We start from the raw sequence: 16195 nt of genomic DNA, 5'->3' as shown, positions 1-16195 counted from the left end.
GGCAAACTATGTACAAAGTTGTGGAAGTACCAAATGAAGTGTTGCGTCAAAAATGCCAACGTGTAACGAAGTTTGATAAGAAATTAGGAAAAATGATTGATCGGATGTTCGATACGATGTATGAATATGACGGCGTCGGATTAGCAGCGCCACAAATCAACCAACCGATTCGTGTCGCTGTCGTCCATACGGATGATGAGACGGGACCAATCGAGCTGATTAATCCGGAAATCATCGAAGCAACCGGATCGGAAATCGACGACGAAGGCTGTTTGAGCATGCCGGGGATTTTCGGACCCGTGGAACGCTTTGAACAGATTGTCGTCAAATCACAGGACCGTCTTGGACGAAGTGTCAAAATTAAGGCGAACGGCTTTTTTGCACGGGCCATCCAGCACGAAATGGATCATTTGGACGGTGTGTTGTTCACGGACAAATTAGTGGAGACGGAAGCAACGCCTCGTGTCGTTTTCATGGGAACACCAGAGTTTGCTGCAAATACACTCCGGGAAGTGATTGACGCCGGATATAACGTCGTCGGTGTCGTTTCCCAGCCGGACAAACCTGTCGGACGCAAACGTGAAATCAAACCGACACCAGTGAAAGAAGTGGCATTAGCTCACGATATTCCTGTCTTACAACCCGCTAAAATCCGGGAAGACTATCAAGGCTTGCTCGACTTGAAACCGGACCTGATCATTACGGCTGCTTACGGACAAATCGTTCCGATGGCAGTGCTCGAAGCCCCACAATACGGCGCGATTAATGTCCACGCGTCCTTATTGCCGAAGTATCGCGGCGGAGCCCCGATTCACCAGGCGATCATCGACGGGGAAACAGAAACAGGGGTCACGATCATGTATATGGTCGACAAGCTGGATGCTGGAGATATGTTATCAAAAATCATCGTACCGATTGAAGAGCGTGACACGGTCGGAACGATGTTTGACAAGCTCAGCGCTGCCGGTGCCAAATTATTAATCGAAACATTACCGCAGTTGATTGCAGGCACGTCGACACCTGAAGCACAACGGGAAGAAGATGTTACGTTTTCTCCGAATATCAGCCGGGAACGGGAACGACTCGATTTTTCACGTTCCGGAGAAGAATTATATAATCAAATCCGCGGCATGAATCCATTCCCGAGCGCCTATACGCTGCTCGGTTCAGATCGTCTGAAAGTATACTTTGCTGAAAAAGTGCCGGGTCGCGGAAGCGCAGGCGAAATCATTGCCTTGGAAGCGGATGGACCTGTCGTTGCAACCGGTTCAGACACAGCCTTGAAGTTAGTCGACGTACAGCCGGCCGGTAAAAAACGGATGGACGGTGCAACGTTCATGCGAGGTGTCGGACAGACACTGACGATTGGACAGAAAGTAGGCGAACAAGCATGAATGTCAGAGATGCAGCAGTCACAACTTTATTAAAAATCGGCCAGGGCGGCGCTTTTTCCACAATTTCCGTCCACCAGATGCTTGAAAAACGTGCTATCTCAAAAGCAGATGTCGGTTTATATACAGAACTGGTTTACGGTACACTCAGTCGTGAACTGACACTGGACTATATTTTGGAACCTTTCTTAACGAAACAAAAAAAGTTGGACCCTTTCATGCGTCCGTTATTACGGATGAGTGTTTACCAACTGTTTTATCTCGACCGGATTCCGGATCATGCGGTCATCAACGAAGCAGTCGAGATTGCCAAGACACGCGGGAAACCGCACATCGCCAAGGTCGTCAACGGTGTGCTGCGGAACGTGCTTCGGACTGGAAAACCGGATTTCTCAGCGATTCCTTCGACGGTTGACCGGATCAGCATCGAAACGAGTCATCCGGTCTGGCTGGTCAAGCGATGGCTGGAACTGTTTGGAGAAGAAGAGACATGGAAGATGTGCCGACTGAATAATGAACCGGCACCCGTCACCGTCCGTGTTAATCGGACCCGGACAGACCAACAAGAAGCGATTGTATTGCTGGAAGAACAAGGAGTCATTGCAAAACCGGCTCATGCGGCACCAGACGGACTTGAAATCGTCAGTGGCAGCGTGCAACAGACGGATTTGTTGGAACGCGGTTATTTGTCGCTCCAAGATGAAAGTTCGATGTTGGTCGCTGCCGCTTTAGGTGCACAACCGACGGATCATGTCTTGGACAGTTGCGCGGCACCGGGCGGAAAAGCGATGCATATCGCGGAAGGTTTGGCGACGGGATCGTTAGTCGCATTGGATCTTCATCCACATAAAGTAAAATTATTAGAAAAGCAGGCAACTCGTCTTGGCCTGCACAATGTGCAGGCGGAGGCACTGGATGCCCGTCAGGCAGGCACACGTTTTGAGACGGCATCATTTGATCGGATATTGGTCGATGCACCATGTTCCGGACTTGGTGTCATTCGCCGGAAACCCGATATCAAGTGGACGAAACGTCCCGAAGATTTAACGCAATTGCCGGTCATTCAACGGCAAATCCTTGAAGCGGTTCTTCCGCTCGTCAAACCGGACGGAACCTTCGTCTATTCGACTTGTACGATGGATCCGCTCGAAAATGAACAGCAAACGGAATTCATCCTCAGCCAAGGATTTGTTTTTGACGAGACGTTCAAAACACGGATGCCGGAAGCGGTTCAATCATTGATTGGTGAACGGGCTGAATTGAAATTACTCCCTACATCGCTTGGCACAGATGGTTTTTATATCGCTGCATTCAAAAAAATGAATGAAACAATGGGATAATCAAAAACGAAGAGGAGGACAGGTATGGAGTTAGCTTATTTGACGACGACTGGAAAGGTCCGTTCAAAAAATGAGGATACGGTTTTATTGGTAGGCGATGCCACACAAGGATTGGCCGTCGTCGCTGACGGCATGGGAGGGCATGCGGCCGGTGAAACGGCGAGTGCCATCGTCAAACAGACTTTTGCCGAAGCATACGCAGACATGCCAAGCCGACCGATGGAGTTATCTTCCTGGATCGAGCGGTTAGTGAAAGAAGCCAATACGCAGATTCTACGTTTTTCTCAAGTCGAAAATTTATCGATTGTCGGCACGACGATGGCCTGCGTCTGTTGGTCGGATGATTTACTGGTGATTGGTCACGTTGGCGACAGCCGCGTGTATGCACTGGAAGCAGGACACCTGAAACAACTGACGGATGATCATTCCTATGTCAACATGCTTAAACAGTTGGGGGAATTATCGGAAGCAGAGCTTGAAAATCATCCCCGTCGTAATGTCATTACACGATCCGTCGGTTCGAACGAATCCGTTGATGTCGACATTCAAGTTCGGGATGCACCGGACTATGATATCGTGTTAGTGTGCAGCGACGGTTTGTCGGATGAAGTTCCCCATGAAGTCATCGAGCGGTTGCTTCAAGAAGATGCACCGCTCGATACGATTGTCGAACGTCTCGTATCAGAGGCAAATGACCGGGGAGGCGCAGACAATATCACGCTTGCTGCAATCCGTTTTAAAGAAAGAGAGAGGATCTGAATATGCGTTACGGAGATCGATTGAACGACCGCTACCGCATAGAACGGTTAGTTGGAAATGGCGGAATGGCAAACGTTTATCAGGCATATGATGAAATCTTGAATCGAACTGTCGCAATCAAAATTTTACGTACCGAGTTTTCGCATGATGAACAATTCATCCGCCGGTTTGAACGAGAGGCCCATGCTGCGACGAGTTTAAATCATCCCAACATCGTCGCGGTCTATGATGTAGGAGAAGAAGAAGCGATTTATTATATCGTGATGGAATATATCGATGGTATGACACTGAAAACGTATTGTGAAGGGCGGGCACTGCCCGTCACAAAAGCGATTGACATCATCAGTCAAATTTGTGATGCGATCGATCATGCCCATGCCCACCGGATCATCCACCGGGATATCAAACCTCAAAATATGTTGATTCGTGAGGATGGAACCGTCAAGGTGACAGATTTCGGAATTGCGGTCGCGATGTCGAATGCGACCCTTACCCATACGATGTCAGTACTTGGGTCCGTTCATTATTTTTCGCCGGAACAGGCAAAAGGGAAATTTGCGGATGAAAAATCAGATATCTATTCACTTGGAGCAGTGTTATATGAACTCGTGACGGGACAGGTTCCGTTTGAAGGCGATTCACCGGTGGCGGTTGCCCTGAAGCATCTGCAAGATACCGCCCGCCGTCCGACCGCATTGAATCCGGCCGTACCGCAAGCTTTAGAAAATTGCATCATGCAGGCGCTCTCTAAAGCACCGCACGACCGGCAACAAACGGTCGCTGCCTTTAAAGAAGATATGGTGACGGCGATGTCAGCCGAACGGGCGAACGAAGGAATTCGCGGTGACGATCTGATGGAAAAAACGATGGTGCTCAGTCCCGTATCGTTGCCATCAGAAGAACTCGAACAAACCGCACCGGTTCCGAATGTCGCGACCGTTCTGCCTAAACCCGAGAAAAAAAAGAAACGCGCATGGTGGATCATTTTATTATTGGTAGTCCTAATCGGTGGAGCTGCCACGACTTTTGCCATGTGGCCAGACCCAACTGTCGTCGTTCCGGATGTAACAGGCAAGGACGCCGACGAGGCGGAAACGAAGCTTGAAAAAATGGGGTTCATTGTGGAATCGACTGAACGCTCAAGTGATACGGTCGAAGAAGGGGCCGTCATCAGTCAGTCTCCTCGCGAACAAGCGACCGTCAAAAAAGGATCGACGGTGGATTTGATTGTCTCGACTGGCAGTGATCCGGTCGAAGTACCGGATGTTTCGGATGAGACAGAGAAAAAAGCAATCGCCATCTTGAAGGACAGCGGGTTTGAAAAAGTCGACGTTGAACGGGAAGAATCCGAAGACATCAAACGCGGGAACGTCATCCGACAGTCGATTTCAGCAGGAACGGAAGTCATTGCGAAGGAACAGATGATCACCATCACGGTCTCAAATGGATCGCCGGCGTTTGTCCTGAAAGACTTGACGGACTTATCGAGTACAGAAGCGAAAGCCTACCTCGATGAGATGGGACTCGACGGCACTTTTGAGCAAGAGTTTTCGAGCGACGTCGCTCTTGATCAAGTCATTCGTCAATATCCGCAAGCCGGTGCGCAAGTCGAGCCGAATGATTCCGTCACGGTCTTTATTTCACGGGGAGAGGAAGAAAAAACCGTCACAGCGACGTTCCCTGAAAAAGTCGTATATGATGGCGTCAGTGAAGAAGACGAGCCCGCTCCACGTCAACTCGTCCGGATTGAGACGGAAGATGCCAAAGGGAAACGGACGGTCATCGAAGAATCGATCGATCAGGACGAAACGTTTGATGTTCCGTTAACGATTGATCCGGGAGAAGAAGGTAAGATCACCATCTATAAAGATGACGAAGTTTACCGGGCGAAGACGATTACGTACAATCAGGCAAAATCACAAGAATAATGAGCAGGAAGTTGATCCTGACAAAGGAGGGCATAGGATGGCAGAAAATCGAATTGAAGACAATCGGGAAGGAACGATCATTCGGCTTCAGGGTGGATTTTATGATGTCATGACACCTCAAGGCGAGATTCGTTCACGGGCACGCGGTAATTTCAGAAAACGGGGCATCAGCCCGGTTGTTGGGGATGAAGTCGTTCTACACATTGAAAGTGAGACCGGATATATCCTGGAAGTAAAGGACCGTCAAAACTTCCTCGTTCGCCCGCCGGTTGCCAACATTGATCAAGCATTGTTGGTTGTTTCAGCAGCAGAACCTGATTTTTCTGCCCATCTTCTCGATCGGTTTTTGGTACTGATCGAAGCAAAAGAGATTCAACCGATCATTATCTTGACGAAGATGGACTTGCTGCAAGGAGAAGCCGAACAGCATGTATCCGAAGCGATTGCTGCCTACCGGACAATCGGCTACCAGGTCATCGAAACGTCAAGTGAGACCTTGACCGGAGTCGAATCCGTCCGTCCGTTGCTGAAAGATAAAACGAGTGTCCTGGCCGGACAGTCCGGTGTAGGAAAAAGTTCGTTGCTGAATGCTTTAGAACCTTCATTGGCACTGGAAACAAGTCATATCTCGAAGGCACTTGGACGCGGACGCCATACGACCCGCCACGTGACCCTGATGCCGCTCGGTGATGGATTAATTGCGGATACTCCGGGATTTTCGAATCTCGATTTTCCGCATGAAATGGAACTGGAAGAGTTACGTTGGTGTTTTCCTGAATTCGTTGCTTTACAGGATGATTGCAAATACCGCGGCTGCCTGCATCTGAATGAGCCCGGTTGTGCCGTTAAGCAGGCTGTCGAGGCACATGAAATCATGAGTTCGCGGTATACGAATTATGGTATGTTTGTAGAGGAAATCAAGAATCGGACACGGAGGTATTAACATGATTAAAATCGCCCCATCAATCTTATCAGCGGATTTTGCAAATTTAGAGCGGGATGTCAAAGCAGTAAAAGCGGCAGGTGCCGACTACATTCATTTTGATGTCATGGACGGTCAATTTGTTCCGAATATCTCATTCGGACTTCCTGTCTTAAGCAGTTTACGTCAAAAAACAGACATGATTTTGGATGTGCATTTAATGATTGACCGTCCGGAAAACTTTGTCGAAGCATTCGTTGAAGCAGGGGCTGATATCGTGACATTCCACGTCGAGGCAACGAATCACGTCCACCGTGTCCTGCAACAGATCAAAGCAGCCGGTGCGAAAGCGGGCGTCGTGCTCAATCCGCATACACCACTTTCGATGATTGAACACGTGCTGGAAGAAGTCGATATGGTGTTGTTGATGACGGTCAATCCAGGTTTCGGTGGTCAAGCCTTTATTCCGGGTGTCATGAAGAAATTAAGTCAACTGGCTGCGCTGAAAGCGGAACATGATCTATCGTTTGAGATTGAAATCGATGGCGGAGTCAACGCAGAGACGGCCAAATTATGTATCGAAAACGGTGCAAATGTTTTGGTCGCAGGTTCGGCGATTTATAATGCGCCGGATTATTCAGAAGCAATCACTAGTATTCGGAATGCCGCTCACGTATAATAAGAGCAGAATCAAAATTGAATGAAGACCGCAAGGGGTGTCGCGTCAAGCGGCTGAGAGAAGTGATTGGACTTTAACCCTTCGAACCTGTTCCGTTCAGACGGACGTAGGGATGTGGCGCACGCAGGCAGTACGGCGTTCGTCGTACTGTCTTTTTGCCGTCCTGCGATTTTATTTTTAGGAGGAAAAAAGGATGAAACGGCTACAAATGTTAATGGAAATTGCAATCTTTGCAAGTCTTGGTGTGGTGTTCGATTTATTGATCCCGTTTAAAATGCCTCAAGGAGGTTCCATCAGTTTGGCAATGTTACCGATTTTCGTCATGGCGTTTCGTCACGGCGTTGTCGGTGGGGTCGTGACGGGAGCACTCGTTGGAACAATCCAACTGATGTTCGCTCCACAAATTCTGACGGTCGTTCAGCCGTTACTCGATTATACGATTGCGTTCGGAGTCGTCGGACTGAGCGGACTGTTTGCCCGTCAAGTTAAAAAAGCAGCAGCAGCCGGGAAGAACGGCCGTTTGATGGCGATTGTATTAGGTGCGACATTGTTAGGTGCGGGCTTACGTTATGTCTGTCACGTCATCAGCGGAATCGTCTTCTTTGCTGAATATGCGGAAGGTCCGGTCGTTCCGTATTCCTTGATCTATAACGCGACGTATATGGTTCCGTCCTATCTGTTATGCGGTATTGTCGCAGGGCTCCTGTTTACGACGGCGCCACGGCTTCTTCGTTATTCGGCACGAGGTGTCTGATGCGGGTCGTGATTGTAGCAGCCGGTCCGGCGGAAGACATTCCATCCTTACAACCGTTTATGGAGGAGAAGCCGGTTGTCATTGCTGTCGACGGCGGGGTCACCGTATTGGCGCAACAAGGTCTCGCTTTTGACTTGGCCATCGGTGACTTTGATTCGCTCGGATACAAACCGGAAGGGGCAATCATTCATCCGGCTGAAAAGGATGAGACCGATTTGGAACTGGCATTACGTTACGTCAGTCAACATTATGAAGCAACGGAAGTGCTGGTATTCGGTGCGACCGGCGGACGACTGGATATGACGCTTCAAAATGTCTATCTGTTAAAGCAATTCCCGCTCGTCCGTTTGATGACGAAGCGGGAAGAGATCCGTTTCCTGCAACAGGGACAGTATGACATCAAAGCAGACCAGTATCATTATCTGTCCTTCATTCCGCTCGTCCCGACGCGTTTGACGCTCCAAAGGGTCAAGTATCCGTTGACACAACACGATGTCCCGGTCGGCGGATCGTTGACCGTTAGCAATGAATGGACGAATCAGGGACCGGCAAAAGTGACGGTGCACACAGGTGAAGTTATCGCATTACGGAGTTTGTCGGACCATTGAAAAAGCGTGTTCGTTAGGATTGCCTAACGAACACGCTTTTTTAGGATTCTGTAGGTGGAGGCAGTTCAAGATTCTAACGTGGAACTGGCTGCCTGACGCTCGGTTTGAGCTGCAATATGTTTTCCTTTGACGAACAGATGGTAACAACCCCATGTCAAGAGGAAGAACGGAACACCGATATACAGCGCAATCCGTTGATCCGCCTGAAACGCCAAGCTGATCAATACGAGCATATTCAGAGAAAACGAGATGATCGGCAAGACCGGGAAGAACGGTGTCTTGAATTTTAATTCACTGACAGTATGCCCGTTTTTGATGAATTGACGACGGAACGCAATCTGCGAAGCGGAAATTGAAATCCATCCGACTTGTGCACCGAGTCCTGCTAGTGACAACAACCAGATGAAGACGGTATCTTCCGCGAAAAAGGCGGTCAGAAGCGATAACATCGCAAACAGCATCGTAAAACATAACGCCCGCATCGGTACACCACGCGAGTTGACGATCGCAAGTTTTTTCGAAATCATGCCTTCTTGAGACATCGACCATAACATCCGGGTAGCAGCGTATAATCCCGAGTTCCCGACCGACAGTAAGGCAGTCAGAACGACGATGTTCATCAAATCGGCCGCGTACGGAATCCCGATCGCATCAAAGACCATGATGAACGGACTGCTGATACCGCCGGCTGTTTCATAAGGAATCAAGGCGCCGACGATTGTAATCGAAAGAACAAAAAAGATGAACGTCCGCCAAACCGTATTGCGGATCGCTTTCGGAATCGATTTTTCGGGATCGTTCGACTCTCCGGCCGCAACCCCGATCAGTTCCGTCCCCTGGAATGCGAAGTTGACGGCGATCATCGTCGTCAAGACTCCGAGCGCACCGTTCGGGAACAATCCGTTTGAAGTAAAGTTGGCGAATAAACTTTCCGGGCGTGCTGCCGTCATATCAATCCAGCCAAACCAAGCCGCTCCCCCGAGCGCGATGAAAAATAGAATGGCCAGGACTTTCAGGCTCGAGAACCAGAATTCAGCCTCCCCAAAGGCTTTGGCAGATACGGCGTTAAGTCCGAATAAAATGACGGTGAAGATGGCACACCAGATGACGATAGGGGTGTTCGGAAACCACCGATCCATCAGACTTCCGGCTGCCGTGATTTCAAGTGCCACCGTCACGGCCCATCCGAGCCAGTAAATCCAGCCGACGGCAAATCCGATACCCGGTCCGATGAAACGTGTCGTATACGTTTGAAATGATCCGGAAACCGGCATATGGACAGCCATCTCTCCTAAACATAACATTGTCAGATACATAATGGTCCCACCCACGATGTAACTGAGGACCGCCCCGAGCGGTCCTGCTTGCGAAATCGTTAATCCGGAACCGAGGAACAGTCCCGTACCGATAATCCCTCCGAGTGAAATCATGAAGAGATGCCGGCTTGTCATTTCTCTTTTTAACTGCATGTCTGACCCTTCCCCCCTTGAAAAAAATAACTGCTCACTTATTGTAAGCGTTTTCAATTATTCGGACAATTAGTTTATAAGAAAAATAAAAAAAGGACAAAAAAAGAACCGGAAGGGAAGATTCCCATCCGGTTACTGCGCCTTATACGCGTTCGACTTTACCTGATTTGAGCGCTCGAGCTGAAACCCAAACCTTTTTAGGTTTACCGTCAACGAGAATACGTACTTTTTGTACGTTGATTCCCCAAGTGCGTTTCGTTTTGTTCAATGCGTGTGAACGGTTGTTTCCCGACTTCGGCGATTTCCCAGTAACGTAGCATTTACGTGCCATGTGTTCCGCCTCCTTTTATGTTGTTTTGCGTTCGTCCTAATAGACACTTTGCTATCTTAGCATGCTGTTAAGACGGTTGCAACATAAAAAAAGTAGCTGACAAGAAAAAAACTTGACAGACAACCTCAAAATTTAAAATAATGAATGAGGATGATGGTAAAAGTTCATTTGACCGCTACTATTTTTCACATATTCATTGTATAGTCAGTACGGCGACTTTTCAATAGTAGGTCCTTATAGTAGAATTATGGGAAGAACACAATTAACAAAGGGGGCTACTCAGGTGGCGATCGAGATGAAAACGACCTATGGAAAAATTGATGTAGACAACGATGTCGTTGCGCAACTTGCAGGCGGAGCGGCGATGGAATGTTTTGGTGTCGTTGGTATGGCGTCCCAGTCACAAATCAAAGACGGGCTGGCTGAACTGCTGAAACGCGAAAACTTTGCACGCGGTGTCATCGTACGTCAGGTATCGGAACAAGTTCACATCGATATGCATATCATTGTTAGTTACGGTACGAAAATCTCAGAAGTCGCAAACAACGTCCAGAGCCGTGTGAAATATTCACTCAGCCAGGCACTTGGTTTAGAAGTGACATCTGTAAATATTTTTGTCCAAGGAGTCCGCTTGACGAATGTCTAAGGCGGGAATAGAGGAGGAAACTTTAGTGAGTGTAGATCGTTTAACAGGAGCGCAACTGGTCAAGATGATTCAGAATGGCGCAGCGAATCTCTATCAAAATGCGGATTTTGTCGATTCGCTGAACGTTTTCCCGGTCCCAGATGGTGACACGGGAACAAACATGAATTTGACGATGACGTCGGGTTCAAAAGAAGCAGCCAAAACAACAACAGACTCGGTCTCAGAAGTTGCCACGGTCTTTGCACGAGGTCTTTTAATGGGAGCGCGCGGAAACTCAGGCGTTATCTTAAGCCAATTGTTCCGTGGTTTCTCAAAATCAATCGAAGGAAAAGATGCGATTGATACAAAGGAATTCGCAGATGCCTTACAAAAAGGGGTCGACACAGCATATAAAGCAGTCATGAAACCGGTTGAAGGAACGATTTTGACGGTAGCACGCGAGACAGCTGTCGCAGCGATCGCCCAGTCCGAGACAACAACGGATTTACTCGAACTGATGCGCGGTGTCGTTGAAGCTTCAAAAGTGTCACTCGAAGGCACACCGGACCTGTTACCTGTACTTAAAGAAGTCGGCGTCGTCGATTCCGGTGGTCAAGGACTGGTTTGTATCTATGAAGGATTCCTTGCGACACTCGAAGGGAAAGAGCTTGAGAAACCGCATGTGCCTGTCATGGAAGCACTCGTCGAAGCAGAGCATCACAAATCGGCTCAAAGCTTCATGTCGACGGAAGAAATTCATTACGGTTACTGCACGGAAATCATGGTGCGTTTCCAGGACGATAAATTAGCAGATACGCCGTTCAGTGAAGAAGCATTCCGGAACGAACTCGCGGAATTCGGTGATTCATTACTCGTCGTTGCAGACGAAGAGTTACTGAAGGTTCATGTTCACGTGGAAACACCGGGTGAAGTCATCACGAAAGGTCAACGTTTTGGTGAACTTGTTGCCGTCAAGATTGAAAACATGCGTCAACAGCACTCGACGATCCTCGAAGAAGAAGGCGTCAATCAAATGGCGGCTCCGGTTGCGACAAAAGCAAAAGCCCAGTCAGCGCTTGTAACGGTAGCAATGGGTGAAGGAATCAGCGAACTCTTTAAATCACTTGGCGTCAGTATCGTCATCGAAGGCGGACAAACGATGAACCCGTCAACGGAAGACATCGTCAAAGCAATTGAAGATGCCCATGCGGAACACGTCTACGTCTATCCGAACAACTCGAATATCATCATGGCAGCAGAACAAGCGGCATCAGTTGCTTCTTGTGGTGTGACGGTTGTGAAGTCGAAGACCGTACCTCAAGGACTTGCGGCGACCATCGTCTACAATCCGGAAGCGACCGTCGCTGAAAACGAACGTCATATGACGGATGCGATCGCAGCCGTTAAATCCGGTCAAGTCACATATGCCGTCCGCGATACAAGCATCGATGGTGTCGAGATTAAAAAAGACGATCATATGGCGATTGCCGAAAAACAAATCATCGCAACGGATCATTCGAGCCTCGGGGCTGTCAAGAAACTCGTGGATACACTTGTGACAGACGAAGATGAAATCATCACGGTCCTGTTTGGTGAAGGAGTGGCACAAGAAGAAGTTGACGAACTTGTCGCTTACATCGAATCCATCAATCCGGAAGCGGAAGTAGAAGTCCATGACGGAAAACAACCGCTCTACTCGTATATCTTAAGCGTCGAATAATATAAAACGTGAACGTACCTTTTCACATATCCCACCATCTGCGATAATAGAGGTGGGATTTTTGTTTAGTTGAAAGAGAGGGGAAAAGAAGATGAAGTATCGGAGTGTATTTGATATCATCGGTCCAATCATGGTCGGACCATCCAGTTCGCATACGGCGGGGGCAGCACGGATTGGATTGATGGCGGGGAAATTGTTTGGCGAACAGCCGACGGATATTACGATTACGTTTTATGGGTCATTTGCAGACACTTACCGGGGACACGGAACGGACGTCGCCATTATCGGCGGTGTCCTCGGCTATGATACGTTTGACGACCGGATTCCGGAATCAATTAAAATTGCGGAACAAAAAGGAATCCGGATTCATTTTGAAACGAGTGAGGCATTGACGGATCATCCGAATACGGCACGTGTTCATTTGACGGATGGACAGGCGGAGTTTGAACTCGTAGGCATTTCAATCGGTGGGGGAACGATTGAGATTACTGAGTTGAACGGAGTACCATTGAAGCTGTCAGGCGGTGGACCGGCCCTGATCGTCCTGCACCATGACCGCTTTGGGGCCATCGCAGCCGTCACAAGTATTTTGGCCGATTATGAAATCAACATCGGTCACATGGAAGTATCGCGGCACGAAAAAGGCAAGCAGGCATTAATGGCGATCGAAATCGACGACCGCATGCCGACTGCTGTACTCGAAGAAATCAACCGTTTACCACAAGTCGAGCGTTCTGTCATGATGGGAGAGTGAAGAGATGTTTAAATCCGTAAAAGAACTCGTCGCACTGGCGACTGAAAAAAATGTACCGATTTCAGAAATCATGATTGAACAGGAAATGACGGTCCGGCACCTCGAACGTGATGAAGTCCTCGGGATGATGGAACGGAATCTTGAAGTCATGGAAGCAGCAGTCGAACGGTCACTGACAGGAGATGGTGTCGAATCGGTTACTGGTCTGACCGGTGGCGATGCTGTGTTGTTACAGCGATACCGGGCAAGCGGGCGAGGATTATCCGGCGATCTGTTGTTAGACGCCGTCAGCAAGGCGATTGGCACAAATGAAGTCAATGCGGCCATGGGAAAAATCTGTGCCACACCGACAGCCGGTAGTGCAGGCGTCGTTCCGGGAACGTTATTCGCAGTTCGGGAACGTTTGAATCCGAGTCGCGAACAGATGCTGCGCTTCCTGTTTACATCCGGTGCGTTCGGTTTTGTTGTAGCGAACAACGCGTCCATTTCCGGCGCGGCAGGCGGATGTCAGGCGGAAGTCGGTTCGGCAACTGCCATGGCAGCGGCGGCAATCGTTGAAATGGCAGGTGGAACACCTGATCAATCGGCCCACGCGTTTGCGATTGCCCTTAAGAACATGCTCGGACTCGTCTGCGATCCGGTTGCCGGACTTGTTGAAGTACCATGTGTGAAACGAAATGCCATGGGCGGAGCGAACGCGCTTGTTGCAGCCGATATGGCGTTAGCCGGTATCACGTCACGGATTCCGTGTGACGAAGTCATCGGAGCGATGTATGAAATCGGTCAAATGATGCCGTCCGCCTTACGGGAAACCGCGAAAGGCGGACTCGCCAACACACCGACAGGGCGTTGGCTCGAATCAAAAATCTTTGGGGAACTCTCGAATGAATCCATCAAATAAAGTAACCGCCTTAAAAGGAGTCGGGCGCGATTTAGCCCGTAAACTCGAAGAAATGGATATGCTGACGATTGCGGACGTGCTTGAGCACGTCCCGTTTCGTTATGACGATTTTGTGACCGGCAGTCTGACAGAGGCAATCCATGAAGACAAGGTGAAATTCACAGGACAGGTTCAATCGGAAGCGCTTGTCCGGTATTACGGAAAAGGAAAAAACCGACTCACGTTCCGTCTGCTTGTCGAAGACCGTTACAGCGTCACTGTGACGATGTTCAACCGTGCCTTTTATAAAGATCAGTTGAAACTCGGAGAAGAAGTGACGGTCAGCGGCAAATGGGATTTACACCGGATGACGATCTCAGCGACAGAATTACAATTCGGAGCGATTGAAGGGGAATTGACACCGGTCTATTCGCTCAAAGGGGACATGCGGATGAAGACGTTCCGGCGGGTCGTCGAACTGGCTTTTGCCGAATGCGAAGCGCTCGAGGAACGAATTCCGGAGAACATTCGTAAGACATATCGACTGCTGGACCGGATGACGATGTTGCGCCGGTTGCACTTCCCGACAACCCGGCAAGATTTGACGACTGCACGGAGAAGTTATGTCTATGAAGAATGTCTCTACTTCCAACTGAAGTTACAGACGTTACGCCTCGGGAAACGAAAGGGACAAGGTCTTGCTTTACCGTTGTTCCAGCAAGAAATCGATCAATTCATTGCCACGTTACCGTTTCCGCTCACCGGAGCACAAAAGCGGGTGACGGACGAAATTTTGGCTGATATGCATCGACCGGAACGGATGAACCGGCTTCTCCAAGGAGACGTTGGAAGCGGAAAAACGGTCGTGGCGGCGATTGCCCTCTTTGCAGCGGTCCGTGCGAATAAACAAGGGGCCTTGATGGTGCCGACGGAAATTTTAGCGGAACAGCATGCCTCTTCGCTTGCACCGCTCCTCGAGCCGCTCGGCATTAAAGTCGGATTATTGACGAGTTCCGTCAAAGGAAAAAGCCGGCTCCTTCTGCTGGAAGCGTTACGGCAAGGGAAAATCGATGTATTGGTCGGGACCCATGCCTTGATTCAAGATACGGTCGTCTTCAAGGACCTTCATCTCGTCATCACGGATGAACAACACCGGTTTGGAGTCGAACAACGAAAACGCCTGCGGGCGAAAGCAGAACAGGCAGATGTTCTTTACATGACGGCAACACCGATTCCGCGGACGTTAGCGATTTCCGTGTTTGGAGATATGGATGTCTCAATCATTGACGAGATGCCAGCAGGCAGAAAAGAGATCGAAACTTACTGGGCAAAACCGGAACAGATTGATCGTGTATTTGGTTTTGTCGAAAAAGAGTTGCTGCTCGGTCATCAAGCGTATGTCATCACGCCACTGATTGAGGAATCTGAATCGCTTGATGTTCAAAATGCCATTGAACTGCACGTGCTTTTGACGGAACGTTTTTCGACACATCAAGTCGGTCTGATGCACGGACGACTCAGTTCGTCTGAAAAAGACGACGTCATGCAGGCCTTTAAGGAAAATCAAGTCCAAGTTCTCGTCTCGACGACCGTCGTCGAAGTCGGCGTCAACGTTCCAAACGCATCGATCATCGTCATTTACGACGCGGAACGCTTTGGACTGGCACAATTACACCAGTTGCGCGGTCGGGTCGGTCGGGGCGCAACCCAGTCTTTTTGTATCTTGATCGCCGATCCGTCTTCCGATACCGGAAAAGAACGGATTAAAACGATGACGGAAACGAACGACGGATTTAAGTTGGCAGAAAAGGACCTTGAGTTACGCGGAGCCGGAAACTTTTTTGGGACCGAGCAAAGCGGGTTGCCCCGTTTCATCTTGACGGATCCGGCACTCGACATCCAGGTGATGGAGACTGCGCGAAACGACGCGGTTCGTCTGCTCCGTTCCGATGCCTTTTGGCAACATCCGGAGTACGCGGTTTTACGCCGATATATCGAACAGCAGGGACTACTGGACGGAGAAAGAATCGAATAA

General features: G+C 49.2%; 15 protein-coding genes, 1 pseudogene and 1 riboswitch. Of the genes and pseudogenes, 14 read left to right on the top strand and 2 right to left on the bottom strand.

The window, feature by feature from the left end; all coding sequences use genetic code 11:
* Nucleotides 1–8: 8 nt before the first annotated feature.
* The 9 genes and pseudogenes from def to EXIG_RS09840 all read left to right on the top strand — a co-directional run.
* A pseudogene (gene def, locus EXIG_RS16075) lies at nt 9–440 on the top strand (peptide deformylase); the annotation flags it as partial.
* A 33-nt stretch (nt 441–473) separates the two neighbouring features.
* Nucleotides 474–1394 (top strand): methionyl-tRNA formyltransferase, encoded by a 921-nt coding sequence (fmt, locus tag EXIG_RS09875; RefSeq protein ID WP_041261976.1) that lies wholly within the window; start codon nt 474–476, stop codon nt 1392–1394.
* On the top strand, nt 1391–2731 hold the full coding sequence (gene rsmB, locus EXIG_RS09870; RefSeq protein ID WP_012370795.1) for a 16S rRNA (cytosine(967)-C(5))-methyltransferase RsmB: 1341 nt from the start codon (nt 1391–1393) through the stop codon (nt 2729–2731). Before fmt ends, rsmB begins: the two co-directional genes overlap by 4 nt.
* A 24-nt stretch (nt 2732–2755) precedes the next feature.
* Nucleotides 2756–3490 (top strand): Stp1/IreP family PP2C-type Ser/Thr phosphatase, encoded by a 735-nt coding sequence (locus tag EXIG_RS09865; protein WP_012370794.1) that lies wholly within the window; start codon nt 2756–2758, stop codon nt 3488–3490.
* A gap of 2 nt (nt 3491–3492) precedes the next feature.
* A complete protein-coding gene (pknB, locus tag EXIG_RS09860; protein WP_012370793.1) occupies nt 3493–5418 on the top strand; it encodes a Stk1 family PASTA domain-containing Ser/Thr kinase in 1926 nt (641 codons plus the stop codon).
* A gap of 37 nt (nt 5419–5455) precedes the next feature.
* Nucleotides 5456–6361: a ribosome small subunit-dependent GTPase A gene (gene rsgA, locus EXIG_RS09855; RefSeq protein ID WP_012370792.1), complete on the top strand. Its 906-nt coding sequence runs from the start codon at nt 5456–5458 to the stop codon at nt 6359–6361.
* 1 nt (nt 6362) lies between these two features.
* Nucleotides 6363–7019: a ribulose-phosphate 3-epimerase gene (gene rpe / locus EXIG_RS09850; RefSeq protein WP_012370791.1), complete on the top strand. Its 657-nt coding sequence runs from the start codon at nt 6363–6365 to the stop codon at nt 7017–7019.
* Between the two features lie 23 nt (nt 7020–7042).
* Nucleotides 7043–7149, top strand: a riboswitch (TPP riboswitch).
* Between the two features lie 63 nt (nt 7150–7212).
* A complete protein-coding gene (gene thiT, locus EXIG_RS09845) occupies nt 7213–7773 on the top strand; it encodes an energy-coupled thiamine transporter ThiT (protein WP_012370790.1) in 561 nt (186 codons plus the stop codon).
* Entirely contained in the window at nt 7773–8381 is a 609-nt protein-coding gene (locus EXIG_RS09840; protein WP_012370789.1) for a thiamine diphosphokinase, read from the top strand. Before thiT ends, EXIG_RS09840 begins: the two co-directional genes overlap by 1 nt.
* A 65-nt stretch (nt 8382–8446) precedes the next feature.
* On the opposite strand, the gene EXIG_RS09835 is transcribed toward EXIG_RS09840, so the two are convergent.
* Nucleotides 8447–9850, bottom strand: coding sequence for an amino acid permease (locus EXIG_RS09835; RefSeq protein WP_012370788.1), 1404 nt, complete (start codon nt 9848–9850; stop codon nt 8447–8449).
* Between the two features lie 142 nt (nt 9851–9992).
* Nucleotides 9993–10181: a 50S ribosomal protein L28 gene (rpmB, locus tag EXIG_RS15760; RefSeq protein WP_012370787.1), complete on the bottom strand. Its 189-nt coding sequence runs from the start codon at nt 10179–10181 to the stop codon at nt 9993–9995.
* Between the two features lie 283 nt (nt 10182–10464).
* Here rpmB and EXIG_RS09830 point away from each other — a divergent pair, with 283 nt between their 5' ends.
* From EXIG_RS09830 to recG, 5 genes are all read left to right on the top strand, one after another.
* A complete protein-coding gene (locus EXIG_RS09830) occupies nt 10465–10827 on the top strand; it encodes an Asp23/Gls24 family envelope stress response protein (protein ID WP_026827974.1) in 363 nt (120 codons plus the stop codon).
* Nucleotides 10828–10852: 25 nt separating this feature from the next.
* Nucleotides 10853–12526, top strand: a complete 1674-nt coding sequence (locus EXIG_RS09825) for a fatty acid kinase ATP-binding subunit FakA (RefSeq protein ID WP_438940143.1) — start codon at nt 10853–10855, stop codon at nt 12524–12526.
* Nucleotides 12527–12617: 91 nt separating this feature from the next.
* Complete coding sequence (gene sdaAB, locus EXIG_RS09820; protein ID WP_012370784.1) at nt 12618–13280, top strand: L-serine ammonia-lyase, iron-sulfur-dependent subunit beta; 663 nt, start codon at nt 12618–12620, stop codon at nt 13278–13280.
* 4 nt (nt 13281–13284) lie between these two features.
* Nucleotides 13285–14181, top strand: coding sequence for an L-serine ammonia-lyase, iron-sulfur-dependent, subunit alpha (gene sdaAA / locus EXIG_RS09815; RefSeq protein WP_012370783.1), 897 nt, complete (start codon nt 13285–13287; stop codon nt 14179–14181).
* Nucleotides 14165–16195: an ATP-dependent DNA helicase RecG gene (gene recG / locus EXIG_RS09810; protein ID WP_012370782.1), complete on the top strand. Its 2031-nt coding sequence runs from the start codon at nt 14165–14167 to the stop codon at nt 16193–16195. The genes sdaAA and recG overlap by 17 nt, the downstream gene beginning before the upstream one ends.

The organism is Exiguobacterium artemiae 255-15 (genome assembly GCF_000019905.1).
GTDB classification, from domain to species: Bacteria; Bacillota; Bacilli; order Exiguobacteriales; family Exiguobacteriaceae; genus Exiguobacterium_A; species Exiguobacterium_A artemiae.
Note: the sequence above shows the minus strand (reverse complement) of the source record. Positions and strands in the feature narration are given on the sequence as shown.